The following is a 23,798-nucleotide window of genomic DNA, read 5'->3' on the forward strand; positions in this document are numbered from 1 at the left end:
TTCAGTGTGTTGCGGGAGTATTCGGAGGGTCGCAATCGTAACCCGTAATGGTGAGCGAGAAGCCCGCCATGCTGGGCATCTTGCGCGGCCGGGCCAGCAGCTTCATCTGGCCCACGTTCAGGTCACGCAGAATCTGGGCGCCTATCCCGTAGGTACGCAGGCCGTAACGGTCGGCGTTGGCGGGGTTGGCCTGGGCCTTCGGGTCATTCCAGCCGGCAATCTGGCCGAACAGGTGCTCCGTGGACGACTGGCAATTCATCAGCACCAGCACCCCGGCAGGCGCAGCCGCAATCGCTTGCAGGGCCTGCGCCACGCCCCAGCTGTGCGGGCTGGCGCCGGTGTCCAGCACGTCCAGCACGGAGGCCGGTTCGTGCACGCGCACCAGCGTTTCGGCATCGGGAGTCACGTTACCATGCACCAGCGCCAAATGGGCGGAGCCGGTGGCGGCGTCTTCGTAGGCCACGGCCTCGAACTCGCCCCAGGCCGTCTGCATGGTGCGCTTGCCCACGCGCTTGACGATGGATTCGTGTTCGCTGCGGTACTGGATCAGGTCGGCGATGGTGCCGATCTTCAGGCCGTGCTCGCGGGCGAACTGCACCAGGTCCGGCAGGCGGGCCATGGTGCCGTCGGGCTTGAGGATTTCACAGATCACGGCGGCGGGCGTCAGGCCGGCCATGGCGGTCAGGTCGCAGCCTGCCTCGGTGTGGCCGGCGCGCACCAGCACGCCGCCGGGCACCGCGCGCACCGGGAAGATGTGGCCGGGCTGGACCAGGTCCGAGGGCTTGGCGTCGCGCGCCACCGCCACCTGGATGGTGCGGGCGCGGTCGGCGGCCGAAATACCGGTCTCGACGCCTTCGGCGGCCTCGATGGACTGGGTGAAGTTGGTGCCGTAGCGCGTGCCGTTGCGGGCCGCCATCAGGGGCAGGTCCAGCTGGCGGCAGCGCTCTTCGGTCAGGGTCAGGCAAACCAGGCCGCGGCCATGGGTCACCATGAAGTTGATGGCTTCGGGCGTGACGAATTCGGCGGCCATGACCAGGTCGCCCTCGTTTTCACGGTCTTCCTCGTCAACCAGGATGACGATGCGGCCGGCGCGCAGCTCGGCGATGATTTCGGCAACCGAAGCGATACCGAAGGATTCCGGCTCGGAGCCGGGCAAGGGGGACAACTGGACGGACATGGCGGGCACGTAAACCAGGCGGGAAAGCCCGGATTTTACCGCCCCTGGAGGCGGAACCCCTATCCGGCCCTGCCGGCCCCGCCCGGCGGGGGCCTCCGGTAAACTTTCGCCCGGAGACCACCCCTTAAAAACCGAGCCAAGGAAACCCCACATGCAAGCCCTTGCGGCCATGCCTTTGACCGTCGCGGCGGCCGTCCGCGTCGTGCTGACCGACATCGACGACACCCTGACCACCGAGGGCCGCCTGCCGGCGGACGCCTACGCGGCGCTGGAGCGCCTGGAGCAGGCCGGCATCCAGGTCGTGCCCATCACCGGCCGCCCGGCCGGCTGGTGCGACCATATCGCCCGCATGTGGCCGGTACGCGCCGTGGTCGGCGAGAACGGCGCGTTCTACTACGCCTATGACCGCCAGGCCCGCCGCATGACCACCCACTACTGGACCGACGCCGCCTCGCGCCAGGCCAGCCGCCGCAAGCTGGACGCCATCCGCGACCGCGTCCTGGCCGAAGTGCCCGGCGCCGCCGTGGCCAGCGACCAGGATTACCGCGTGGCCGACCTGGCCATCGATTTCTGCGAGGACGTGCCGGCCCTGCCCGATGCCGCCATCAGCCGCATCGTCCAGATCTTCGAGGAAGCCGGCGCCCAGGCCAAGGTCAGCTCCATCCACGTCAATGGCTGGTTCGGCAACTACGACAAGCTCACCATGACCCGCACCATGTTCCAGCGCGAGTTCGGCGCGGACGTGGCGAACGCCCTGGACAGCACTCTGTTCATCGGCGACTCGCCCAACGACGAGCCCATGTTCGCTTACTTCCCGATTTCGGTCGGCGTGGCCAATATCCAGGCCCAGCTGCACCGCCTGACGCACCGCCCCGCCTTCGTCGCCGCCTTCCATGGCGGTGCGGGCTTCGTCGAAATGGCCGACCGGCTGCTCGCCGCGCGGTCCACCCAAGTACAGCCGGCCTGAGGTCCGCACACCGTGGCGACATCCCCTTCTGCTTCCTCCCCGGCCGCCAACGACGGCCGCCGCAGCATCCAGTCGATCGAGGTGGGCGTGCCGCTGCTGGCCGCCCTGGTCGACGCCGGCAAGCCCCTGACCCTGCGCGACCTGGCCGCGGGCGCCGGCATGACCTCGGCCAAGGCGCACCCTTACCTGGTCAGCTTCATCCGCGTCGGCCTGGTGCAGCAGGACGCCATCACCGGCCAGTACGAGCTGGGCCCCTTCGCCCTGCAGATGGGGCTGGTGAGCCTGCAACGCCTGGACCCGGTGCGCGTCGCCATGCCGGAAATCGCCAAGCTGCAATCGGAAATCGGCCATACCCTGGGCATCGCGGTGCTGGGCTCGCACGGCCCCACCATGATCCACATGACCGAAGCCAGCTACCCGGTCCACGTGAACATGCGCAAGGGCACGGTGATGTCCATGCTGCACACGGCCACCGGCCTGGTGTTCGCGGCCTGGCTGCCGCCCAAGGTCAGCGAGCACTACATCGCGCGCGAGGAAGGCGACACCGCCGTCATCGCCAGCACGCCGCCCCCGCGCAAGGCCTCCCGCGCCAACATCGAGGCGCAGCTGGCCGACATCCGCGTGCACGGCATGGCGCGCGCGCTGGGCAACCCGCTGCCGGGCGTGGACGCGCTATCGGTGCCGGTGTTCGACAACACCGGCAATATCGTCCTGGCCCTGACCAGCCTGGGCCCCACCGGACTGTTCGACGTGGCCTGGGACGGCGCCATCGCCCGGCCGCTGCTGGCTTGCGCGCAGGAAATCTCGCGCAAGCTCGGGTATCGGAGCTGATAGTGTGAAATTCGCGCAAAAACGAACATAAATCGAACAAAACGAACAAAAGCCGAAAAGAAACACAGGGACTTTCCCGAGTGCGTCCCCTCCTCTTCCATGTTTGAATTCAGGTTGAATTAAGTGACACGTCACACAAACAAAGAAAGAGGAGACACAAGATGCAAGCTCTGCGCCTGCTTCAGGCGGCCACGCTGGCCGCCTTCGCCCTGGGTGCGTCCGCCGCGCAAGCCGCCGACGCCTGCTCCAACCGCGGCGACCTGGACCAGATGTACTGCGACGCCAACAAGGACCTGGTGGCCGACACGCCCACCGATCCGGCCAAGCTGAAGACGCCGTCCACCCTGGTGTTCACCTACACCCCGGTGGAAGACCCGGCGGTCTACGAAGACATCTTCAAGCCCTTCACCAAGCACCTGTCCGAATGCACGGGCAAGCGCGTGGTGTTCTATCAGGTGCAAAGCAACGCCGCGGAAATCGAGGCCATGCGCTCGGGCCGCCTGCACGTGGGCGGCTTCTCGACCGGCCCCACTGCCTTCGCCGTGAACATCGCGGGCGCCGTGCCGTTCGCGGTCAAGGGCTACGCCGACGGCTTCCAGGGCTACAACCTGATCGTCATCGTCAAGAAGGACAGCCCGTACCAGAAGCTGACCGACCTGAAGGGCAAGAAGCTGGCGCACACCGCGCCCTCGTCGAACTCGGGCCACATGGCGCCCGTGGCGCTGTTCCCCAAGGAAGGCCTGACCCCCGACAAGGACTACAAGGTCATCTTCTCCGGCAAGCACGACCAGTCCGTCATGGGCGTGAACTCCGGCGACTACGACGCCGCCGCCGTGGCCTCGGACGTGTTCAAGCGCATGGTCGAACGCGGCCAGGTCAAGGAAGCCGATTTCCGCGTGATCTACAAGAGCGAGAAGTTCCCGACCTCGTCGTTCGCCTACGCGCATGACCTGGAACCCAAGTTCCGCGACCAGATGCTCAAGTGCTTCTACGACTACCGCTTCCCGGCGGAAATGTCGAAGGCCTTCGACGGCGCCGACCGCTTCTATCCGGTGACCTACGAGAAGGACTGGGCCATCGTGCGCCAGGTCGCCGAATCCGGCGGCGAAAGCTTCAACCGCGCCGCTTACGACCGCGAATCCGCCAAGAGCAAGAAGTAATTCCGTATGACGACGTCGCTACGCATTTCCGGCCTGGTGAAGGAATACCGGGCCGGCCGGCCGGTACTCAACGGCATCGACCTGCAGATCGCGGGACAGGGGCTGACCGCCATCATCGGCCCCTCGGGCACCGGCAAGAGCACGCTACTGCGTTGCATCAACCGGCTGATCGAACCCACCAAGGGCGAGATCGTGCTGCAGTCGCAGGATGGATCCGTGGACCTGGCCCGCGTGCGTGGCGCGTCGCTGCGCCGCGCGCGCCGCCGCATCGGCATGGTGTTCCAGGAATACAACCTGGTCGAACGCCTGACGGTCATGGAAAACCTGCTGACCGGACGGCTGGGCTACACCTCCGCCGTGAAGGCGTGGATGCGCCGCTTCGAGCCCGAGGACATCCAGCATGCCTACAAGCTGCTGGACACCGTGGGCCTGGCGGGTTTCGCCGATCAGCGCGCCGACGCGCTGTCGGGCGGCCAGCGCCAGCGCGTGGGCATCGCCCGCGCGCTGATGCAGCGCCCGCAGTTGCTGCTGGCCGACGAGCCCACCTCCTCGCTCGATCCCAAGACCTCCGTCGAGATCATGGAATTGCTGTCCGAGCAGGGCAGCGCCACGGGCATCCCCGTCATCGTCAACATCCACGACGTCGAACTGGCGCGCCGCTACGCTACCCGCATCGTCGGCATGTCCGGTGGACATGTGGTCTATGACGGCGACGGCCAGGGGCTGGACGCCGCCATGCTCAAGACCATCTACGGAGGCGAGTCTTGGCTGGAATGATCCCACCCCAAGGCGCCCGCCCCTTCGCCATGTCCGGGCGCGCCAAGGCCGGCGTGCTGTTGCTGCTGGCCTATACGCTGTATGCCGGCGCGCAGCTGGACTTCAGCTGGGCCCGCTTCGAAACCGGCATGGGCCACGCGTCCACGTTCCTGGCGCGCATGTTCCCGCCCAACTTCGAAAAGCCCGCCACCTTGTGGAAGGGCATCGCGGAGAGCCTGGAAATCGCGGTGCTGGCCTCGGTGCTGGGCATCCTCATCGCCTTGCCCATCGGCCTGCTGGGCGCGCGCAACATGATGCCGACCTGGGTATCGTGGCCCGCCCGCGCCATCGTGGCGCTGTGCCGCGCGCTGCACCCTGTCATCGTCGCCATCCTGTTCGTCAAGGCCGTGGGCTTCGGCGCACTGGCCGGCATCCTGGCGCTGACGGTCGCGTCGGTCGGCTTCATTGGCAAGCTATTCACCGAAGCCATCGAGGAAATTTCGCTCAAGCAGGTAGAAGCGGTGCGAGCCACCGGCGCGTCGTTCGCCAACGTGATCATCTTCGGCGTGCTGCCGCAGGTGTTCGCCCGCTTCATCGGCTTTGCGACTTACCAGTTCGACTCCAACCTGCGCAACTCCACCATGGTGGGGATCGTGGGTGCGGGCGGCGTGGGCGGCACGCTGTTCTCGGCGTTCCAGCGCTTCGACTACGACTTCGTCAGCGCCATCCTGCTGACCCTGATCGCCATCATCATGCTGGGCGAAATCCTGGCCGGCTTCGTGCGCGCCGTGTTCCTGGACAACCTGGGCTTTGACCGCATCCTGCAAGGCCGCTTTGCCGGCGCGCGCGGCATCGGCAGCAGCGCAACGCCAGTCAAGCGCCGGGCGGAGGTGGACGAATGAACGCCCACGCCTCCACCCTGAATCCGGCGGGCTCGCCGCGCGTCTGGCAACGCTACAGCATGGGCCAGCGCCTGTTGCGCTTCGCGCTCTACCTGCTGGTGGTCGCGGCCATCGTGCAGGCGATCCGCGGCGTCGAGGTCATTCCGGAGTTCCTGTACGACGCGCCCGAGCAGATGGCCGACCTGTTCCGGCGCATGTGGCCGATAGACTGGGCCTACTACCCGGAAGGCGTGCATGGCGCGCTGATCGAGACGCTGCACATCGCCACGCTGGGCACCATCCTGTCCGTGGTGATGGCGGTGCCGGTAGGCCTGCTGGCGGCCAACAACCTCACGCCCAGCAAGACCGTCAACATGCTGGCCAGGCTGATCCTGGTATCCAGCCGCTCGGTCAACTCGCTGGTGTGGGCGCTGCTGTTCATCGCCATCTTCGGGCCGGGCGCCCTGGCCGGCACGCTGGCCATCGCCTTCCGCTCCATCGGCTTCGTCGGCAAGCTGGTGGGCGAAGCCATCGAGGAAGCGCAGCGCGGCCCCATCGAAGCCGTCACCGCCACCGGCGCCAGCAAGGCCTCGGTGATCTGGTACGCCTACTGGCCGCAGATCCGTCCGGCCTTCTGGTCCATCGTGCTGCTGCGCTGGGACATCAACGTGCGCGAATCGGCGGTACTGGGCCTGGTGGGCGCTGGCGGCATCGGCATGGCGCTGGACACGGCGCTGAACCTGTTCCAGTGGGACCGCGTGGCGCTGGTGCTGGCCGCCATCTTCGCCGTGGTCGTGGTGGCCGAGATCATCATTACCCAAGTCCGCAAACGCATCCTCTGACGCGTCTGCGGACTTCTACAGCGTTCCTTTGCCCCGCCCGGAAACGGGCGGTTTTTTTTGGCAACGCGCCGTGGATGCCGGCAAGGATCAGAAGCGCACGCTCAGGCCCGCCCTGACGCCGTGGTCCTGGGCCCCGCTGGCGAGCTGCCCTTGGTACGACAGATCGAACGAGACCTTGCGGGAGACCTGCACATCGAGTCCCGCCTCGAGCACAGCGCTGTTCTTGGCGATGGGCACACCGGCCACCGTAAAGGCATTGCCCGCGGCAAAGGCTTGGGTGGCGACAGGTTTCAAGTCGCCGAATGCATGGCGCCAGCCCAGCGATCCTTTGGCGGTGGCTTGCGCGCCGCCAAGTTCGAAGCCGGACGTGATCCGCGAACCCAGTGTCGTGTACGTGGTCTCGGTGGTCTGGCTGTTCGCGCGCAGCGCCGCCGCGCCGCCGCTCTCGGTATAGCCGTCGGTCTTGAGATTGACATAGGCCACATTGGCGAAAGGCTCGAACGCGGCAATGCCAGTGTCTATGCGATAGCTGAGGTCCGCGAACACCTGGGCGGTACGCCCGTCGTAGCTGGCCTTGAGCCGGTCTGAATAGCCGGGCATGGAGACCGAGCGTCGCGTGGCGATGTCGTGCCAGCTATAGCTCAGGCCGCCACGCAGGCCCAGCGCGCCCCACTGGCCGCCGCCGTAGGCGCCCAAGTGGTAGTTATCGCTATCGCCGGAGGAAGAGCGGTCCCGCACGTCGAAATCCGTGCGGCTGTAGGCCGCCATCAAGCCCAGGCGCCAAACGTCGGACACCGGGGCATCGACCCCCAGCAGGAAGCCGCCGGTCGAACTCTTGACCTGGGCGGCATTGCCGTCGCCATCGGTCTGGCGCCAGGAACCCAGGCCCTGGATCCAGCTGGCGGGGCCCATTGCAGTCGCTGCGGCCAGCTTGGCCCCGTCCCCGGCGGACGCCAGGACCGGCGCCGACGACGCCCCAACCGCGCCAACGGCCGAGCGCAAACGCTCGCTGGCGGCATCGCGCACATAACGGCTGTCCTCGAGCAGCACGGTCTTGGCCGATGCATGGATCTCGCCGGACAACTGGTCGAAGCTGGTGCGCAACAGACCCTTGTCATCCGGCATCACCGCCATCGCATCGTAGAGCTCGTTGCCTGCCGCCATGCCGATACTGTCGATGGCGGCGGCCGCCGCGCGCTGGTTGCGCGTCGCGGCGGCCGAGGCCATGGTTGTGGCATTGCGCGTCAACTCAAGTGACACGCGGCCCGCGCCATAGTCATAGCCCAGGCGCGGCGTCAGGAACGCGTAGTCCGACGTCACCGTATCGAACTGGCCGGACAAGGTCCCGTCCGCCGCCAGTATCGTGTAGACCGAACGCAAGCCATAGCCGCCGCTGAGGCCCACATGGGCCACGGAACCGCCATTGAGCGTAGCGTTGCCAGTAACGTGGACGAGATCGGCGTCGGCGCCCTGCGGATTGGTTTCCACGGCGTATCGCGCGCCATTCTCGATGACGAGGTCGCCATCGACGGTCAGCGTGCCGATGGAATTGCCCGGCGCCAGCGTGCCGCCGGCCGCCACGGTCACTGCCGAGCCGATTCCCGAGCCCACGGTCCCCACACCGCCGAGCACGCCGCCCGCGCCGATGTTGAGTGCGCCGCCCAGCTTGCCATTCAGGGCCAGCCGGCCGCCCTGGACCGTGGTGCTGCCGGTGAAGCCGGAACTGTCGCCAGTCAGGCCCAGCGTGCCGGCGCCGCTCTTGACCAGGGCGCCGCTGCCGGAAATGGCGCCGCCGAAGGTGGCGTTGGCGTTCTGCTCAAACACCAGCGTGCCATTGTTGTCGACGTCGCCCCGGATCGAGCTGGCATTGCCGATCAGCATGCCTTCCTGGATCCGGGTGTTGCCGTAGGCGTTGTCCGCGTTGTCCAACCGCAGCGTGCCGGCTCCGGTCTTGATCAGATCGGCATTGCCCGAGACTGCGCCGACCAGCCCCAACGTCGCCCCGCCCGCCACGTCGAAGCGTCCAGCCTGCGTGAGCGCCATGGCGCGCGCGGTATCGAAGGAGGCCGAAGCCGCCAGCGTGCCGCCAGTGAATGCCACGCCGCCAGCAGCCGCCCCCAGGTTCGCATCGCTGGCGACCTGCAACGTGCCGCCGGCTATCGTGGTGCCGCCGCTGTAGGTGTTGTTGCCGCTCAGGATCAGCGTGCCCGCGCCTGCCTTGAGCAGCGACCGTCCGTCCCAGCCCGTCGCAACGTTGGGCGCCTGGTCCGCCAGATCAGCGCCGACCACGAACCGGTTGGCGGCATCGCTCAGCGTGAACGTGCCATGCGCCAGATTGTTGTTCGCGGTCCAACTCAGGTCGTAGCTGGCGAGATACTGCAAGCCGTCGGCCGACTTGCGCGTATTGACCGTGAGATAGTCCACCGCGCCGTTGAAGCCGCCCACGCTCACCGCCCCGAAATCGCCGCGGATGCCGTCGCGAGTAGAGATCAGCACCTTGTCGAGCTGGCTGGCGCTGCCTATGCCACTGAGGGCGAAGGCGACGCCCTCGCCCAGCGTCAGTCCGCCCGCCTGCAAGGACGGGCCACCCGCGCCGGCAGCAATGTCCAGAAGGGTGCCATCCGCCAGATTGACATCGCCCGCCACCGCCAGCGTCGCCGGCCCCTGCACCGACAGGGCGCTGCCCGCAGCGCCAACGTTCAAGTTGCCCGTCAGGCTGTTGGCCGCGCCCGCTACGCCATCGCCATACTGCAAGACGCCGCCCGTGACCTCGGCCGATCCCCCCAGGACGCCCTGCACCACCAGCCGGCCGCCAGACACGGTTGTCTTGCCGAAGTAGGAATTGCTGCCGTCCAGGCTCAGCGTGCCCGCGCCGTTCTTGACGAGCGCGCCGTTGCCGGAGATGGCGCCGGCAAAGCGCGCATCGGCGGCCTGCTCGAACAGCAGCCTGCCGCTGTTGTTGATGTCGACATTGCCCGAGATCGAACCGGCATGGCCGATCAGTGTGCCGGCCCGCACCCAGGTATTGCCGTAGGCGTTGGCCCCATTGTCCAGGCGCAGCGTGCCCGCGCCGGACAGGAACAGGTCTCCACTGCCCGTTATGGCGCCGCCCAAGCCCAATGTCGTGCCGGCAGCCACGTCAAAACTGTTTGCCTTCGTCAGTTCGACCGTCCGCGCGGTATCGAAGCTGCCCATGGTCGCCAAGGTGCCGCCGTCGAAACTCAGACCGCCGGACGCGGCTCCCAGATTCGCATCGCTCGATACCTGCAACCGGCCTCCTGAAATCAGCGTGCCGCCGCCATAGCTGTTGCTGCCGCTCAGAACCAGCGTGCCATCGCCGCTCTTGGCCAGCGCGCCCGCTCCCGACACCGTGCCGGTCAGGCCCAGCGCGGCGCCAGCGGCCACGTCGAATCTTCCCGACTGCGCCAGCGACACGGTACGCGCGGTGTCGAACGAGGCCGTAGCGGCGAGCGCGCCGTCGCCGAAGGCCAGGCCGCCGGTAGCCGCGCCCAGATTGGCATCCCGGTCTATCTGCAGGGTGCCGCTGGCGATCGTCGTGCCGCCGCCGTGACTATTACTGCCGCTCAACACCATCGTGCCGGCGCCGTTCTTGACCAAGGCTCCAGTACCCGACACCGCGCCCGTCAGTCCCAGCGTGGTGTTCGCGGCCACGTCAAAACGCCCCGTCTGTTCCAGCGTAACGGCGCGTGCCATATCGAAGCTGGCGGTGGTCACCAGCGTGCCTTCGCCAAAGCGCAGCCCCCCGGCGGCGGCGCCCAGGTTGGCATCGCGATCGACCTGCAACGTGCCGCCCAGGATGGCCGTGCCGCCGCTGTAAGTGTTGGCGCCCTGCAGCACCAGCGTGCCTGCGCCAGCCTTGGTCAGGGTCTTGCCGTCCCAACCGGCGGCGACATTGGCGGCCTGGTCGGAAAGTGGCAACCCCAGCGTGAAGCTGTTCGACGCATCCGTCAGCGTGAAAGTGCCATGGGCCAGATTGTTGCTGGCGGTCCAGCTCAGGCCGTAGGTGGCGAGGTACTGCGTGTTGTCGGCGGACTTGTGCGTGTTGACGGTGAGATAGTCGACCTCTCCGGTGAAGCCGCCCACGCTGACGGCGCTGAAGTCGCCATCGATGCCGCCCGTGGGCGCGTGGATCAACACGGTATCGAGCGCGCTCTTGTCGGCGATGCCGCTCAGCCTGAACACCACGCCATCGCCCAGCGTGACCTTGTTTGCCTGCAATAGTGGACTGCCCGTGCCGGCCATCAAGTCCAGCACGGTACCGTCGGCCATTTCCACATCGCCCGCGACCGCCAGCGAGGCGCCCCGCTGCACCGCCAGCGTGCTGCCGGCGCCGGAGACCTTCAGGTTGTCGCTCAGGGAGTTGGCCGCGCCCGTGACGCCATTGCCGTACTGCAAGACCCCGCCCGTGACGGCGGCCGAACCTCCCAATTGGCCCAGCACCACCAGCTTGCCGCCGGACACCGTGGTCCTGCCGCGGAATGAGCCGTTGGCGCCGGTCAACAACGTGGTACCGGCTATCTGGTTCAGACTATGTGAGCCGGCGCCTGTACTCAACAGCGGCGTCGAAAACGTGTAGGCAGGCTCGGTATGGTTGAAGTTCACGGTCGCAATGCCGGCGCCGAACTGGATCGCGCTGGCATTGAGCGTGCCGGCGCCTACGGCCGGCTGCCCCGCCGCCGCGCCGATATTGATCGTGCCGGAGGTGGGAAAGATAAAAAACCGGTCCTGCGCCAGGGAAATGGCCCCTCCACCGTTCACGCCGACGCTCACTGTGCCGCCTTGCGCGATCGTCAGGCTGCCCGCCCCCGTTCCTATGCCGAACCCCAGGGTCATCGCGCCGCTGTTGTCCCAGGTGGAGCCGATGCCGCGGACAACGACGTTGCCGCTGCCGCCCATGCTGCCCACATAGCTGTCTTTGTTCGAGACAAAGCCCCCCGATTCGATGGTCAACGTGCCCTGTCCGTTGACATCGCCCACCCTGAGCTCGCCGCCATTGGTCCAGGCGGAGCCGCCCCCCGACACCAGAAAGGCGCCGCTGCCGTTCTGGGTGCGCCCGACAACGCCATCGACGCTGGTCGCATATCCTCCCGCCAGGACCGACACGCTGCCCCGCCCGCCTTCGGAACCAACCAGCAGCACCGCGCGATTGCTCCAAAGCGACCCGACACCGGAAACCGTCACTTTCGCCGCGTCGTTCTGCTGAGCATCCACCGTTGCAAACTGGTTCGAGACCGTGCCGCTACTGAAGATGCTCAGCTCTCCGGGCCCGGCGCCGCCGACAAAAAGGTTGTCCGTCAGCGCCCAGGTCGAACCGGGGCTGAACACGCTGACCCGGGCCGTGGCGCCGGGAGCTTGCCCGGCATCGATACGTCCTTCGGTGGTGCCCAGAATGTTGAGAATCTGCAGGCTCCCACCCGTGACGGTGGTCTTGCCGACGAAGCCTGAACTGTCGCCGACCAGCCGCGTGGAGCCCGCATAGTGATTGAGCTGATGCGTGCCTGCATCCCTGCTGACCAGCGCCGCGCCGAAGTCGTGGAAGTTGTTGGTGTTGAAGTTCAGCGTACCCGTGCCCGCGCCGAACTGGAGTAGCGACGTCGCCAGGAAGCCAGCGCCCACGGGTGCAGCGCCGGGAGCCGCGCCGATGTTGATCGTGCCATCAGCCGAGGCCGAGTCGGCCAGAATCACCGTGTAGCCCGGCGCTATCGTCATATGGCCGCCGTCGGCGGCGGTCAATGTTCCTACACCGGATATGCCCACATATAGCGGGGCGAAGGCCACCATATTTGGACCTGAGAAGGGTGCGTAAGTAGCATCGCCGGTAAGGGTGACCATCTGCCCCGCCTGCGCTTGGCCGGCCGCGCCCAGGGCCGCCAGCAGCATCGCCATCAAGGGCAGGCGTCTGCGCACGGATCTGCTTGCATGGCGGCCGCCCTTGCCTTGCCCACGGGCGTGCTCGCTTACAACCTGCCACAAGCCCGCGCTGCGGTTGAAGACAATGCGATACGTACGGTTCATGGCGCTCTTCTGTAATCGTGGCCCGCTGGGGCTGAGGCCAGGCGGACGCGTGTGGAATCGGATGGCACGGGCCGCGTAACCCGCCGATTACAATTAGAAAAGCGATTCGTAACCATGCATATCACTGAAACTGGGTAATTTCAGGGGTCACGAGTGCTCCAGCACAAACGGTCGCTATTGCACCAGTCCTCTGCCTCGACCAAGGATCCGCGCCCTGCACTCCGGTTGTTGATGCGCCGCAAACACGTCTATGCTCCATGTGAAATAAATATGACCGGTCATCAAATCGCCCGGCCCGTTTGATTAAGATCTCGGCTTTTGCCGTTGGACACCCGTCGCCATGTCGGAACAGGAATTGAAACTGCACGTGCCCGCGGCTTCGCGCCAGGCGGTGCAGCGAGAGATCAAGCAACGCGAGGCGACCCGTATCCGCCTGCATGCCATGTACTTCGATACGCCCGAACGCGAGCTTGCGCGGGCGCGCATCGCCATCCGGCTGCGCCAGGAAGGCCGCGACTGGGTGCAGACGCTGAAGATGCCCGGCATCAACGCCATCACCCGCATCGAACTCAATCACCCGCGGCCGGGCCCGGTGCTGGACCTGTCGGTATACGCCGGCACCGAAGTCGAAGCCGCGCTGGCGGCCGTCAAGGGCGAACTGGGCCTGCGCTACGAAACCGACGTGCAGCGCCTGCTGCGCAAGGTCCGCACGCGCTACGGCACAGTGGAACTGGCCTACGACACCGGCATCCTGCGCGCAGGCGCGCTGGAACTGCCCATTTCCGAGCTGGAATTCGAACTAGTGTCGGGACGCCCTGCCGCCATTTTCGCGGCGGCGCGCGGCTGGCAGCAGCGCCACAGCTTGGTGCTGGACCCGCGCAGCAAGTCCGAGCGCGGCGACGCGCTGGCCCAACTGGCGCAGCGCCTGGCAGATGCAGACGCCATCCCGGGCGATGACCTCGAAGCCCGCCGCGCCCAAGCCATCGCCCAGTTCTGGGCGCCGCGCGGCGCCGCATCGGTCAAGCTGCGCGAAGACATGACGGCGCCCCAGGCCATGGCGCGCATCGCGGCGGAATGCCTGGACCAGATCGCGCGCAACGCCTCGGTGCTGGCCGAGGTCGACACCGAAGGCGTGTACCGCGCCGGCAACTCCGAACACGTGCATCAGCTGCGCGTGGGCGTGCGCCGGCTACGCTCGGCCTGGAAACTGTTCGACGGCTGGATCGCGCCGATTCCCGACGCCCTGCTGCAAGGCGTGCGCACGCACTTCGCCGCCTTCGGCGCCAACCGCGATCAGGACGTGCTGAACGAAACCGTGGCGCCCGCGCTGATGCGCGCGGGCATGCCGGTGATCCCCATGGAAGCCGCGCCCCCGGAACAGGATGCGCGCAGCATCGCCGGCGGCAAGGCCTTCCAGGCCTGGCTGCTGGATCTGCTGGAATGGAGCCTGGACGTGCCGCCGGCCCTGCCCGCTGCGGACAACCAGACCATCGCCAACGGCACGCCCAGCGACGCCGCGCCCGAACCCGCCATCCGGCTGGAAGGCGGCGTGGCCGGTCCCAGCGTCAGGCCCACCATCATCCCCATGCTGGCCCCCGAACCCGATCCGCAACGCCTGCACAAACAGCTCGCGCGGCGCCTGCACCGCTGGCACAGCAAGGTGGCCGACCAGGGCACGCAATTCGCCACGCTGGACATCCCCACGCGCCACGAGCTGCGCAAGCGCGGCAAGCGCCTGCGCTACAGCCTGGCGTTCGCCGAATCGCTGCTGCCCTCGGGCAAGCTGCGCGGCTATCGCAAGCTGCTGTCGCGCGTGCAGGACGTGCTAGGCGAAATCAACGACCTGGCGGTGGCCAAGGACTACTACGAGTCGTGTACCGCCACCCACCCGCAAGCCTGGTTCGCCCTGGGCTGGATCAGCGCCCGCCTGGAAGAACTGGCGGACGACGCGCAGAAAGCCTTCGACGACCTGGCCGCCAGCAAACCATTCTGGAAGTGATGCGGGCTTGAATGCAAAAGGGACGGCATGCGCCGTCCCTTTGTTTTTGCCGACGCAAGCGCGCCGGATCCACGGACATCAATCCGCCAGCAAGGCCCCGGCGAACTCGTCCGCCACGAAGGGCTGCAGGTCTTCCAGGCTTTCGCCCACGCCGATCCAATACACCGGGATCGGGCGCACGCCCTGGCTGCCCGCGGCCACGGCGGCCAGCGTACCGCCCTTGGCGGTGCCATCCAGCTTGGTCACGACCAGGCCCGTCAGATTGATGGCGGCGTCGAAAGCGCGGATCTGCGCCAAGGCGTTCTGGCCAGTGTTGCCGTCCACCACCAGCAGCACCTCGTGCGGCGCGGCGGCATCCGCCTTGCCGATCACGCGGCGGATCTTCTTCAACTCTTCCATCAGGTGCAACTGCGTGGGCAGGCGGCCTGCGGTATCGACCATCACCACGCCCATGCCGCGCGCGCGGCCCGCGTTGACGGCGTCGAACGCCACCGCCGCCGGATCGCCGCCGTCCTGCGAGATCACCGTCACGTTGTTGCGGCTGCCCCATTCGATGAGCTGCTCGCGCGCGGCGGCGCGGAACGTGTCGCCGGCAGCCAGCAGCACGCTGGCGCCCTGGCGCTGGAAGGTGTGGGCCAGCTTGCCGATGGAAGTGGTCTTGCCGGCGCCATTGACGCCGGCGATCATGACAACCAGGGGCTGCGTGCGCTTCAGGTCGAAGGCGCGCTCCAGCGGACGCAGGTGGTCGGCCAGCAGCTGTCGCAGGGCCGTCTTCACCTTGGCCGGGTCCTCGATGCGTTCCTTCTTGACCCGGGCGCGCAGCGCGGTCAGGAGCTTTTCGGTGGCCTCCAGACCCGCATCGGCCATAATGAGCGCCGACTCGAGTTCCTCGAAGAGGTTCTCGTCGACCTTCACGCCGACGAAGATGCCGCCGATGCTCTGGCCCGTGCGCGACAGGCCCTGCTTCAAGCGGGACAGCCACGAGGCCTTCTTGGGAGCTTCAGCGACGGGTTCGGGAGCAGGCGCGGGAGCCGGTACGGCCGGTGGAGCCGCAACGGGAGCGGGCACGGAGATCGGCGCCGGCGTTGCTACCGCTGGCGCGGAAACCGCGACAGGTGCGGGAGCCGCCGCCGGGGCAGGCGCTGGCGTCGGCACAGGAGCTGGTGGCGACGCCTGAACGGGTGTCGGCGAAAACGCTACGGGCGCAACCGGCGCGGGCGTTGCAGCCGGCGCTTCCTGCGGCGCAGCAACAGGCGCAACAACCGGCGTTGCAGCCGGGGCAGCAGCAGCCGGGGCGATGACGGCCGGCGCGGCGGCGGCCGGTTCGATGCCCGGTTCGCGGCGCGGCTCGGGGGCCACAGGCGCCGGCGGCGCCGGCGTGACCGGGACGGCGGCGGGCTCGGCAGGCGCGGCTACGGCGTCTGCGACTTCCGGCGGCGGCGCGGGTTGGACCGGCGCGGCGGGCGGAGGGGATTTTTTCTTGAAGAAGCGGCTAAACATGGGTAACAAGTATATTCGTATCGTCGGGGGCCAATACAGACGCACCCCCATTGCCGTACCCGACGTGGAGACGCTGCGCCCCACGCCCGACCGGGTGCGCGAGACGCTGTTCAACTGGCTCAATCATCTATGGGGCGGCGAATTCGCCGACAAGCAGGTGCTGGATCTGTTCGCCGGCAGCGGCGCGCTCGGCTTCGAGGCGGCCTCGCGCGGCGTGGCGCATGTGCAGATGGTCGAGCGGGACAAGACGGCCGCGTCCGCGCTGCGGACACTGCGCGACAAGCTCAAAGCCGACATGATACGCATCCACGTGGGCGATGCCATGCAGGTCGCCGAACGCATGGATGCGTCCCGGTTTGACCTGATCATGCTGGATCCGCCCTTCGGCCAGGGCTGGCTGACGCGTCTGTGGCCGATTCTGCCGGGCATTCTGACCGAGCATGGGCTAGTCTACGTAGAGGCGGAAAGCCCCATCGAAGCCCCCGAAGGATTCACGATCTTGCGGCAAGACAAGGCAGGCGCGGTCCACTACCATCTGCTGGAATTTGCTGCATTGCGCAAATAGGTCAATAATCCGAGCTTCGGAGGATGGTGTACACCACTTATAACGGTACGGAGCTCGTATGATCACCGCTGTATATCCCGGCACTTTCGACCCGCTGACCAGAGGCCACGAGGATCTGGTCCGCCGTGCCGCCACGCTTTTCGACAAAGTCGTGGTCGGGATCGCCATTAGCCGCAACAAGAAGCCTTTCTTCAGCATCGACGAGCGCGTGGAAATCGCGCGCGAAGTGCTGGGCCACTATCCCAACGTGGAAGTGCAAAGCTTCGGCGGCCTGCTCAAGGACTTCGTGCGCGACCAGGGCGGCCGCGTCATCGTGCGGGGCCTGCGCGCCGTGTCCGACTTCGAGTACGAGTTCCAGATGGCTGGCATGAACCGCCATCTGCTGCCCGACGTCGAAACGCTGTTCATGACGCCCTCGGACCAGTACCAGTTCATCTCGGGCACCATCGTGCGCGAAATCGCGCAGTTGGGCGGCGACGTGAGCAAGTTCGTGTTTCCGTCGGTCGAGCGCTGGCTGCAGGAAAAGGCCAAGGAACGCCGCGAACAGTCCTGGCCGGGCTGAGCCCCGGCGGACAGGTATTGCTCCACCCTCGAAGGGCGCGCAGAGCGCCCTTCTTGCGCTGTGCGGCCGAGGCGGGCGGCGGCGCTACAATGCGCTTAGCCCCACCCGCCCAACCCGCAGCCCGCCATGGCCCTGACCATCACCGAAGAATGCATCAATTGCGACGTTTGCGAGCCCCAGTGCCCGAACGACGCAATCTCCATGGGTGAAGACTATTACGTCATCGACCCTGACCGGTGCACCGAATGCGTGGGCCACCACGACGAGCCGCAATGCAAGGTGGTCTGCCCGGTAGAGTGCATCGAGCTGCACCCGCAATGGAAAGAAGGCCAGGAACAGCTCATGGCCAAGTACCGCCGCCTGACCGGTGCCGCATGAGCGACGCCGCGCAGTCCAGCATCGACCTTCCCCCTTCCCGCCACCACGCCCGCCGCGACCTGTCCGCCTCGGCCATCGCCGCTGGCCTGGTCGCCGTCCTGGTCAGCTTCGGCGGCACCGCCGTGCTGATGGTGCAGGCAGGCCATACCGCGGGCCTGGATTCGGCCCACATCGGCTCCTGGATCGGTTCGCTCAGCCTGGCGTTCGGCTTGGGCGGCGCGGTATACAGCCTGCGCACGGGCCTGCCCATCGTCATGGCCTGGTCCACTCCCGGCGCGGCCCTGCTGGTCACCGCGCTGGCGGGCGTTCCGTTCAACGAAGCCATCGGCGCCTTCATCCTGGCGGCAGCCCTGACGCTGGCCTGCGGCCTGTTCGGCTGGATTGATCCCATCCTGCGCCGCATCCCCGGCGAAATCGCCGCGGCCATGCTGGCGGGCGTGCTGCTCAATTTCGGCATGGGCGTCTTCAGCAACATCAAGCAGCAACCCGCACTGGTGCTGGCGATGTGCGCGGCCTATCTGGTGTGCCGGCGCTGGGCGCCGCGCTACGCGGTGCTGGTCGTCATGCTGGTGGCCATCGCCCTCGCCTTCGGACTGAACCTGATCCAGCTGGACCTGCTGGACTGGCGCTTCACTGAATTCGTCTGGACCACGCCCGCGTTCAGCGCGCAGGCCGCGGTCAGCCTGGGCATTCCGCTGTTCGTCGTCGCGATGGCGTCGCAGAACCTGCCCGGTCTGGCCATCCTTCAGGCCGCCGGCTACCAGCCGCCCGCCTCGCGCCTGGTGGCGGCCACCGGCCTGCTGGGCCTGCTGGCCGCCCCCTTCGGCGCGCACAGCGTCACGATGGGCGCCATCAGCGCCGCCATCTGCACCGGTCCCGAAGCGCATGCGGACCCCTCCAAGCGCTACATCGCCGCCGCCACCTACGGCCTGGGCTATGTCGTGCTGAGCGTCGTGGCCGGCGCCGTGGCCGTGTTCTTCCAGGCCTTGCCCGCCGCCCTGCTGGCCGCGCTGGCCGGGCTGGCGCTGCTGGGCACCATCATGGGCGGCATGGCTGCGGCCATGGCCAACCCGCAACGCCGCGAAGCCGCGCTCATCACGCTGCTGGCCACCGCATCGGGTTTCAGTTTCTGGGGTATCGGATCGGCCTTCTGGGGCCTCGCGGCGGGCCTGCTGGCCCACGCGGCATTCGAGTTCAAGCGTTCGGGCGCTCAGGCCTGAAGCAGCCGAAGCGCGCCTGGGCCTATTCAGGCAGGCCAGGCGGCCACCGGCGTGTCGGGATGCACCTTCATGATGCGGCAAGGCACCTGCACGAAGTTGGAGATCCAGGCCGCGGCCAGTTCCCCTTCGTCGATCACGTCGACCACCTGCTCGCCCACCTTCATGCTGTAGCGCACGCTGTCGTCGTCTTCGATGACGTCCAGCGGAATATCCATGCGCAACATGCCCGGCGCCTTGAGCACCAGGTAGCCCAGCCGTAGTTCGACCGAGACCTCGGCCAGCCGCGGACACAGGGCGCGATTCAGCCACTGCCCTGAATCATTGGCGATCAGCCATTGCCGGTGGTAGCCCGCGGCCTCGGCCTGCGTGGTGGCGCCGCACTCGGCCACGGGTTGGAAGTGTCCGGCGTTCATTTGCCCAGCAATCCCTTCAAAGCTTTGTCGACGGCCGCGCCGCCCTTGCCCTTGCCCGTCACCGCTTCGCGCAGCTTGTTTTCCAGGCTGCGCTGCAGAATGCCGCCGATGGCGTCCTTCCACAGAACGGTGTAGGTCGGCTTGTCGAACGGGCCCTTGACGTGCACGGGAATGGTTACGTCCTTCAGGTCTATCAGTTCCTTGCCTTCCGGGTTGGCCGCCGGGTTGACGACGCGCGCACGCGCCACCAGGTCCAGCTCGCTCTTGACGAAGTCTATGGTGGCCGGTTCGCCTTGCGTCACGCGCAGCAGGGGCGACACCACGTTCAGGCGCTTTACCGCAGCCACGCCCTTGGTGAAGGCCAGGTCTGCGTCCATCTCGGAGAATTCCGTCTGCTTGCTGGTGTCGGAGGCGACGGTTTCGTTCTGCGATTCGGGCTTGAAGGCGGCCTTCAGCTCGCGCAGCGTCTGCGTCAGGTTGATGCCCTTGACCGCGCCATCGCGCAGGCGCAATTGCATGGTGCCGCCCAGGCCGCTCTTCATGGCATAGGCGTTGGCGCCCGCCGTCTTCAGGTCCAGCGCGAGGCTGCCCGTGCCGCTCAGCACGTTCTGGCGCGCCAGGTCCATCAGGAACGGTTCGATGGCGATTCCGGCCAGCGACATCTTGGTGGCCAGCTGGTTGCCCTGCGCGGCGTCCACCGACAGGTTGCCCGCCAGCTTGCCGCCGTAGAGGCCGGCCGTCAGGCTGGAAATGTCCAACTTGCCCTTGTCCAGCTTGACCGCGGCGCCGACGTCATCGGCCTTCAGGCCACGCACGACCAACTTGCCGACCTTGATCGTGCCGTTGACGCTGGGGCCGATCAGCGCCGACAGGTCGATCGTATCGTCGACCGGCTTGGCGGCAGCCGGCGCCGGGGCAGGTTGCGCCGGCTTGCCTTCTTCCTTCTTGGCTTCGGCGGGCGGCTTGGCCGCGGGCTGCGCAGGCGTTGCCGCCGCGGGCGGCACCAGCTTATCCAGGTCCAGCGTGTCCACCACCAGCGCGAAATTCACCTTCGGCGAGTCGCTCAGCTTGGTAATGTCCGCGCTCAGGTCGAACTTGCCGCCTTCCAGCACCGCGTTGATCTTGCTGGTGGCCTGATCCTTCAACAGGTCCGCCGTCACGCTGCCGATCACCGGGATCTGCAGGCTGCCCTTGGGCAAGCCGGGATCGGTAATGTTGACGTCGCCGCGCAGGCCGGACAGGCCGCCGCTGCGCTGCAGCAGGTTCAGGGACAACGGCGAGGCGAAGTTCAGCTTGACGATCCGTTCGCCGTTCTTGGACGTGCTGTCCAGCTTGGCTTCCTTGATATCCAGTTCGCCGGCGTTGCCGCTGATGCCGTTCAAGCCGAAGCTCGCGTCCAGGCCGCTGATGCGCACGCGGCCCGTGAGCGCTTCTCCCGTGGCCGAGGCCGGCGAGATGTTGAGCGCGGGCGCGTCCACGGCGAATTCGAAGGGACCGTCAGCCACGCCACCCTTGGCGCGGATGGCCAGCTTTTCGATCTGCAACTGGCTCTTGTGGGGGTCGATCGCCAGTTTGGGAATGGCGACGCTGGCGTCCACATTGGTGGCCCGGGCGGCGGGATCGGTGACGTCGCCCTGGAACACGACCTCCAGGCCGGCGATATCGAGCGCCGATTTCTGCCCATTGAAGGCCAGATTGCCGCGCACCGCCAGGCTCTTGGCTTCGGCGCCCGGCAGCTTGCCGTCCATGCGCAGGTCCAGTTTCTGCGCCGCATAGCGCTTGGCGGACGGATCCAGCGTCAACAGGGCCTGACCAGTCAGATTGGCGTCCACGCGTGGATTGCCGCCCTCGACGCGCGCGGTCATGCGCACGTCAAACGGCTGATTGAAGGTGACGCGGCCGGTGTTGGCGTTGATCTTGGTGACCGCCACCGCCATGCCGGTGATGGCGTCCTGCAGCTGCACCTGGCCGTCCTTCAGGTCCAGCCCGGCGATGTCGATCTGCATGTTGTTGCGCGGCTGCGGCAGGTTGCCGTTGGCCGGGGCCTGCACCGCGCTCTGCGCCGCGCCCGCCAAGGCTTCGGCGGGATTGGCCGGCGCCGCCGTGATCGGCGCGGTGCCGCCCACGAGATTGCTGAAATTGAACTGGCCCTGCTTGTCCCGCATCACACGGGCCTTGAAGCCGGTGATGGCCACGTGGTCCACCACAAAGCTGTTGGACAGCAGCGGCCACACCGCAACCGCCAGGCGGGTGCTGTCGATGGAAGCGAAAGTTTCCGGACTATTGGGCTCGGACAGCGACACGCCCTGCACCGACAGGCCGATGCGCGGGAAGAGCGACAGCTCGATCTCGCCGTCGATCGTCAACGTGCGTTGATAGCGTTGCTGGACAAGCTCTTCCAGCTTGTACTTGTACGCGTTGGGGTCGAATGTCAGCAAGAAGATGGCCAGGCCAACGACGGCCACGACAACCAACACTACCAGGCCTATCAAAATGCGCTTGAACCACGTTTTCATTGCTGCCCCGTCGGTACCTCGACTGGAAATCCTTGAATGCCGTCCGCAGCGCCAGGCGCGCGGAAGGTGCTTTGTCAGCGGAAAAACCGCCTGGCCTATGAAGCCATGGGCCTTTCAGGGCGTGCCCTGTCTCAAGCCGAGCCTGAGGCCGCAGCGCCGAAAAGGGGAATCTGCCAAGGAAAGCCTGATGAAGACGCCGGCTAGGCCAGCGTACAGATAGCGCTATCGTAACAAATCAGGCTGGCTTCGCGCCGGCCGCCGGGCAAGGCTGCGCAAAATCAGCACTATCCCCATCGCCCCCGCGCCTCGAAATCCGGCCCGGACCTGACAACTTTCTGTCTGAGGGATTGTAGGGCTAGAATGATTGACACATCAATCATTGATAGATCCAGCAATGTCCGCCCCCGCTCCCAGCACCCCGCATTCGCCCGGCCAGGTGCTCCCTTTCCGCCAGACCCTGCTCGCCATGCTGGGCATGTGCTTCGTCATGATGATGGTCGCGATCGACCAGACCGTGGTCGGCACCGCGCTTCCGACCATTGTGGCCGAACTCAAGGGCTTCGAACTGTATGCATGGGTAGCGACCTCTTACCTGCTGACTTCCGTCATCACCGTGCCCATCTTCGGCCGCTTGGGCGATTACTACGGGCGCAAGCCGTTCGTGGTGGCGGCCATTGTGCTGTTCACCCTGGCCTCGGTGCTGTGCGGCGCGGCCGACAGCATGTTCACGCTGGTCCTGGCCCGCGCCCTGCAAGGCATAGGCGGCGGCATGCTGGTAGGCACGGCGTTCGCGTCCATCCCCGACCTGTTTCCCGATCCCCACGTGCGGCTGCGCTGGCAGGTCATGCTGAGCTCCGCCTTCGGCATCGCCAACGCCGTGGGGCCGACCCTGGGCGGCGCGCTGACTGAGCACTACGGCTGGCGCTCGGTGTTCTACGTCAACCTGCCCATCGGCATACTCGGCCTGTGGTTCGTCACCCGCTATCTGCCGCACCTGCGCAACCACACGACCGGCCGCGTACGGCTGGACTGGCAGGGCGCGCTGCTCATCGCCCTGGCGCTGGGCAGCCTGCAACTGCTGGTCGAATTGCTGCCCAAGGAAGGGCTGAGCGGGTCCATCATGCTGCTGGGCGTGGGCAGCGCGATCGCCTTCGCCGTGCTGCTCTGGTGGGAACGACGCTGCCCGCATCCGCTACTGCCGCTGGACATGTTCCGCAACCGCGGCCTGGCCATGCTCTTCACGCTGGCCCTGCTGGTGGGCGTGACCATGTACTCGCTGCTGTTCTACGCGCCGCTGCTGCTGCAGGGCGGCTTCGGGCTGTCGCCCCAGGACGCGGGCCTGCTCATCACGCCCATGGTGGTCTTCATCACCGTGGGCAGCATCATCAACGGCCGCATCATCACCCGCATCCGCAATCCCAACTGCATGCTGTACGCGGGCTTCATCCTGATGGCGCTCTCGTGCCTGGGGATCGTCACCACCCATAGCTATACGTCACATGCGCTCATCGCCGCATACATGCTGATGGCCGGCCTGGGCATGGGCTTCATCATGCCCAACCTGACGGTCTTCGCGCAGCAGACCGCCGGCCGCAGCCACCTGGGCATCGCCACCGCGTTGCTGCAATCGCTGCGCATGATAGGCGGCATGCTGGGCACGGCGATCGTCGGCACCATGGTCAGCCACAGCTATTTCAGCGGCGTCGAATCCACGCTGCGCGGCGCTTCCGCCCGCTGGCTGCCCGAGCTGAACGACCCGCAAATGCTGGTCAATCCCCAGGCCCAGACGCAGTTCCTGGCACAATTGGCGCATCAAGGCCAGGACGGGACCTCGCTGATCGAGATCGCGCGCATCGCGCTCGTCGGCGCCATCCACGAAGGGCAACTGATCGCCCTGGCGGTTGCGGTGTTCGCGCTCTGGTGCGTGCGGCGCGTGCCGCCGGTCCAGTTGATCCGCCCCTCCAAATCAGAGCCGGCCGGCGTCGGAGAATAGCT

17 protein-coding genes are annotated in these 23,798 nt (G+C 66.9%); 12 read left to right on the forward strand and 5 right to left on the reverse strand.

Annotation, left to right across the window (positions count from 1 at the left end):
• Nucleotide 1 precedes the first annotated feature (1 nt).
• Entirely contained in the window at nt 2-1,177 is a 1,176-nt protein-coding gene (ribBA, locus tag AXYL_RS27540) for a bifunctional 3,4-dihydroxy-2-butanone-4-phosphate synthase/GTP cyclohydrolase II (protein ID WP_013396164.1), read from the reverse strand.
• Nucleotides 1,178-1,328: 151 nt separating this feature from the next.
• Here ribBA and AXYL_RS27545 point away from each other — a divergent pair, with 151 nt between their 5' ends.
• The 6 genes from AXYL_RS27545 to phnE (AXYL_RS27570) all read left to right on the forward strand — a co-directional run bounded on the left by AXYL_RS27545 (nt 1,329) and on the right by phnE (AXYL_RS27570) (nt 6,614).
• Nucleotides 1,329-2,144, forward strand: coding sequence for an HAD-IIB family hydrolase (locus AXYL_RS27545; protein ID WP_013396165.1), 816 nt, complete (start codon nt 1,329-1,331; stop codon nt 2,142-2,144).
• 12 nt (nt 2,145-2,156) lie between these two features.
• Nucleotides 2,157-2,975, forward strand: coding sequence for an IclR family transcriptional regulator (locus AXYL_RS27550; RefSeq protein WP_013396166.1), 819 nt, complete (start codon nt 2,157-2,159; stop codon nt 2,973-2,975).
• Between the two features lie 161 nt (nt 2,976-3,136).
• Entirely contained in the window at nt 3,137-4,135 is a 999-nt protein-coding gene (phnD, locus tag AXYL_RS27555) for a phosphate/phosphite/phosphonate ABC transporter substrate-binding protein (RefSeq protein ID WP_013396167.1), read from the forward strand.
• Nucleotides 4,136-4,141: 6 nt separating this feature from the next.
• Nucleotides 4,142-4,912 (forward strand): phosphonate ABC transporter ATP-binding protein, encoded by a 771-nt coding sequence (gene phnC, locus AXYL_RS27560; protein WP_013396168.1) that lies wholly within the window; start codon nt 4,142-4,144, stop codon nt 4,910-4,912.
• Nucleotides 4,909-5,793: a phosphonate ABC transporter, permease protein PhnE gene (gene phnE / locus AXYL_RS27565; protein WP_041654340.1), complete on the forward strand. Its 885-nt coding sequence runs from the start codon at nt 4,909-4,911 to the stop codon at nt 5,791-5,793. The genes phnC and phnE (AXYL_RS27565) overlap by 4 nt, the downstream gene beginning before the upstream one ends.
• Nucleotides 5,790-6,614, forward strand: coding sequence for a phosphonate ABC transporter, permease protein PhnE (gene phnE, locus AXYL_RS27570; protein WP_013396170.1), 825 nt, complete (start codon nt 5,790-5,792; stop codon nt 6,612-6,614). The genes phnE (AXYL_RS27565) and phnE (AXYL_RS27570) overlap by 4 nt, the downstream gene beginning before the upstream one ends.
• An 87-nt stretch (nt 6,615-6,701) precedes the next feature.
• Here phnE (AXYL_RS27570) and AXYL_RS35360 read toward each other — a convergent pair whose 3' ends face one another.
• Complete coding sequence (locus tag AXYL_RS35360) at nt 6,702-12,650, reverse strand: autotransporter domain-containing protein (RefSeq protein WP_013396171.1); 5,949 nt, start codon at nt 12,648-12,650, stop codon at nt 6,702-6,704.
• Between the two features lie 340 nt (nt 12,651-12,990).
• Between AXYL_RS35360 and AXYL_RS27580 the strand changes: the two genes are divergently transcribed.
• Nucleotides 12,991-14,649, forward strand: coding sequence for a CYTH and CHAD domain-containing protein (locus AXYL_RS27580; protein WP_013396172.1), 1,659 nt, complete (start codon nt 12,991-12,993; stop codon nt 14,647-14,649).
• A 78-nt stretch (nt 14,650-14,727) separates the two neighbouring features.
• Here the strand turns inward: AXYL_RS27580 and ftsY are convergent, their stop codons facing one another.
• Nucleotides 14,728-15,804 carry a signal recognition particle-docking protein FtsY gene (ftsY, locus tag AXYL_RS27585; RefSeq protein ID WP_049797867.1) on the reverse strand — a complete coding sequence of 359 codons (1,077 nt, stop codon included), beginning with the start codon at nt 15,802-15,804 and terminating at the stop codon, nt 14,728-14,730.
• A 343-nt stretch (nt 15,805-16,147) separates the two neighbouring features.
• Between ftsY and rsmD the strand changes: the two genes are divergently transcribed.
• The 4 genes from rsmD to AXYL_RS27605 all read left to right on the forward strand — a co-directional run bounded on the left by rsmD (nt 16,148) and on the right by AXYL_RS27605 (nt 18,874).
• Nucleotides 16,148-16,714: a 16S rRNA (guanine(966)-N(2))-methyltransferase RsmD gene (gene rsmD, locus AXYL_RS27590; protein WP_041654349.1), complete on the forward strand. Its 567-nt coding sequence runs from the start codon at nt 16,148-16,150 to the stop codon at nt 16,712-16,714.
• A gap of 58 nt (nt 16,715-16,772) precedes the next feature.
• A complete protein-coding gene (coaD, locus tag AXYL_RS27595) occupies nt 16,773-17,276 on the forward strand; it encodes a pantetheine-phosphate adenylyltransferase (RefSeq protein WP_013396175.1) in 504 nt (167 codons plus the stop codon).
• Nucleotides 17,277-17,402: 126 nt separating this feature from the next.
• Nucleotides 17,403-17,654, forward strand: coding sequence for a YfhL family 4Fe-4S dicluster ferredoxin (locus AXYL_RS27600; RefSeq protein WP_006385941.1), 252 nt, complete (start codon nt 17,403-17,405; stop codon nt 17,652-17,654).
• The gene (locus AXYL_RS27605; RefSeq protein ID WP_013396176.1) at nt 17,651-18,874 is read left to right on the forward strand and encodes a benzoate/H(+) symporter BenE family transporter; all 1,224 of its coding nucleotides are present in this window, start codon (nt 17,651-17,653) and stop codon (nt 18,872-18,874) included. The genes AXYL_RS27600 and AXYL_RS27605 overlap by 4 nt, the downstream gene beginning before the upstream one ends.
• 26 nt (nt 18,875-18,900) lie before the next feature.
• On the opposite strand, the gene AXYL_RS27610 is transcribed toward AXYL_RS27605, so the two are convergent.
• Nucleotides 18,901-19,287: an MOSC N-terminal beta barrel domain-containing protein gene (locus AXYL_RS27610; RefSeq protein WP_013396177.1), complete on the reverse strand. Its 387-nt coding sequence runs from the start codon at nt 19,285-19,287 to the stop codon at nt 18,901-18,903.
• Nucleotides 19,284-21,803: an AsmA family protein gene (locus tag AXYL_RS27615; protein ID WP_013396178.1), complete on the reverse strand. Its 2,520-nt coding sequence runs from the start codon at nt 21,801-21,803 to the stop codon at nt 19,284-19,286. Before AXYL_RS27615 ends, AXYL_RS27610 begins: the two co-directional genes overlap by 4 nt.
• 394 nt (nt 21,804-22,197) lie before the next feature.
• On the opposite strand from AXYL_RS27615, the gene AXYL_RS27620 reads away from it, so the two are divergent.
• Nucleotides 22,198-23,796, forward strand: a complete 1,599-nt coding sequence (locus AXYL_RS27620; protein WP_013396179.1) for an MDR family MFS transporter — start codon at nt 22,198-22,200, stop codon at nt 23,794-23,796.
• Nucleotides 23,797-23,798 lie beyond the last annotated feature (2 nt).

Source organism: Achromobacter xylosoxidans A8, assembly GCF_000165835.1.
In the GTDB taxonomy this organism is placed as follows: domain Bacteria; phylum Pseudomonadota; class Gammaproteobacteria; order Burkholderiales; family Burkholderiaceae_B; genus Achromobacter; species Achromobacter xylosoxidans_B.

What these genes read in the sequence shown, in the direction of transcription:
- ribBA (WP_013396164.1), bottom strand. Translation starts at nt 1,177, where the DNA reads ATGTCCGTCCAGTTGTCCCCCTTGCCCGGCTCCGAGCCGGAATCCTTC.
- AXYL_RS27545 (WP_013396165.1), top strand. Translation starts at nt 1,329, where the DNA reads ATGCAAGCCCTTGCGGCCATGCCTTTGACCGTCGCGGCGGCCGTCCGC.
- phnD (WP_013396167.1), top strand. Translation starts at nt 3,137, where the DNA reads ATGCAAGCTCTGCGCCTGCTTCAGGCGGCCACGCTGGCCGCCTTCGCC.
- phnC (WP_013396168.1), top strand. Translation starts at nt 4,142, where the DNA reads ATGACGACGTCGCTACGCATTTCCGGCCTGGTGAAGGAATACCGGGCC.
- phnE (WP_041654340.1), top strand. Translation starts at nt 4,909, where the DNA reads ATGATCCCACCCCAAGGCGCCCGCCCCTTCGCCATGTCCGGGCGCGCC.
- phnE (WP_013396170.1), top strand. Translation starts at nt 5,790, where the DNA reads ATGAACGCCCACGCCTCCACCCTGAATCCGGCGGGCTCGCCGCGCGTC.
- AXYL_RS35360 (WP_013396171.1), bottom strand. Translation starts at nt 12,650, where the DNA reads ATGAACCGTACGTATCGCATTGTCTTCAACCGCAGCGCGGGCTTGTGG.
- AXYL_RS27580 (WP_013396172.1), top strand. Translation starts at nt 12,991, where the DNA reads ATGTCGGAACAGGAATTGAAACTGCACGTGCCCGCGGCTTCGCGCCAG.
- rsmD (WP_041654349.1), top strand. Translation starts at nt 16,148, where the DNA reads ATGGGTAACAAGTATATTCGTATCGTCGGGGGCCAATACAGACGCACC.
- coaD (WP_013396175.1), top strand. Translation starts at nt 16,773, where the DNA reads ATGATCACCGCTGTATATCCCGGCACTTTCGACCCGCTGACCAGAGGC.
- AXYL_RS27600 (WP_006385941.1), top strand. Translation starts at nt 17,403, where the DNA reads ATGGCCCTGACCATCACCGAAGAATGCATCAATTGCGACGTTTGCGAG.
- AXYL_RS27605 (WP_013396176.1), top strand. Translation starts at nt 17,651, where the DNA reads ATGAGCGACGCCGCGCAGTCCAGCATCGACCTTCCCCCTTCCCGCCAC.
- AXYL_RS27610 (WP_013396177.1), bottom strand. Translation starts at nt 19,287, where the DNA reads ATGAACGCCGGACACTTCCAACCCGTGGCCGAGTGCGGCGCCACCACG.
- AXYL_RS27615 (WP_013396178.1), bottom strand. Translation starts at nt 21,803, where the DNA reads ATGAAAACGTGGTTCAAGCGCATTTTGATAGGCCTGGTAGTGTTGGTT.
- AXYL_RS27620 (WP_013396179.1), top strand. Translation starts at nt 22,198, where the DNA reads ATGTCCGCCCCCGCTCCCAGCACCCCGCATTCGCCCGGCCAGGTGCTC.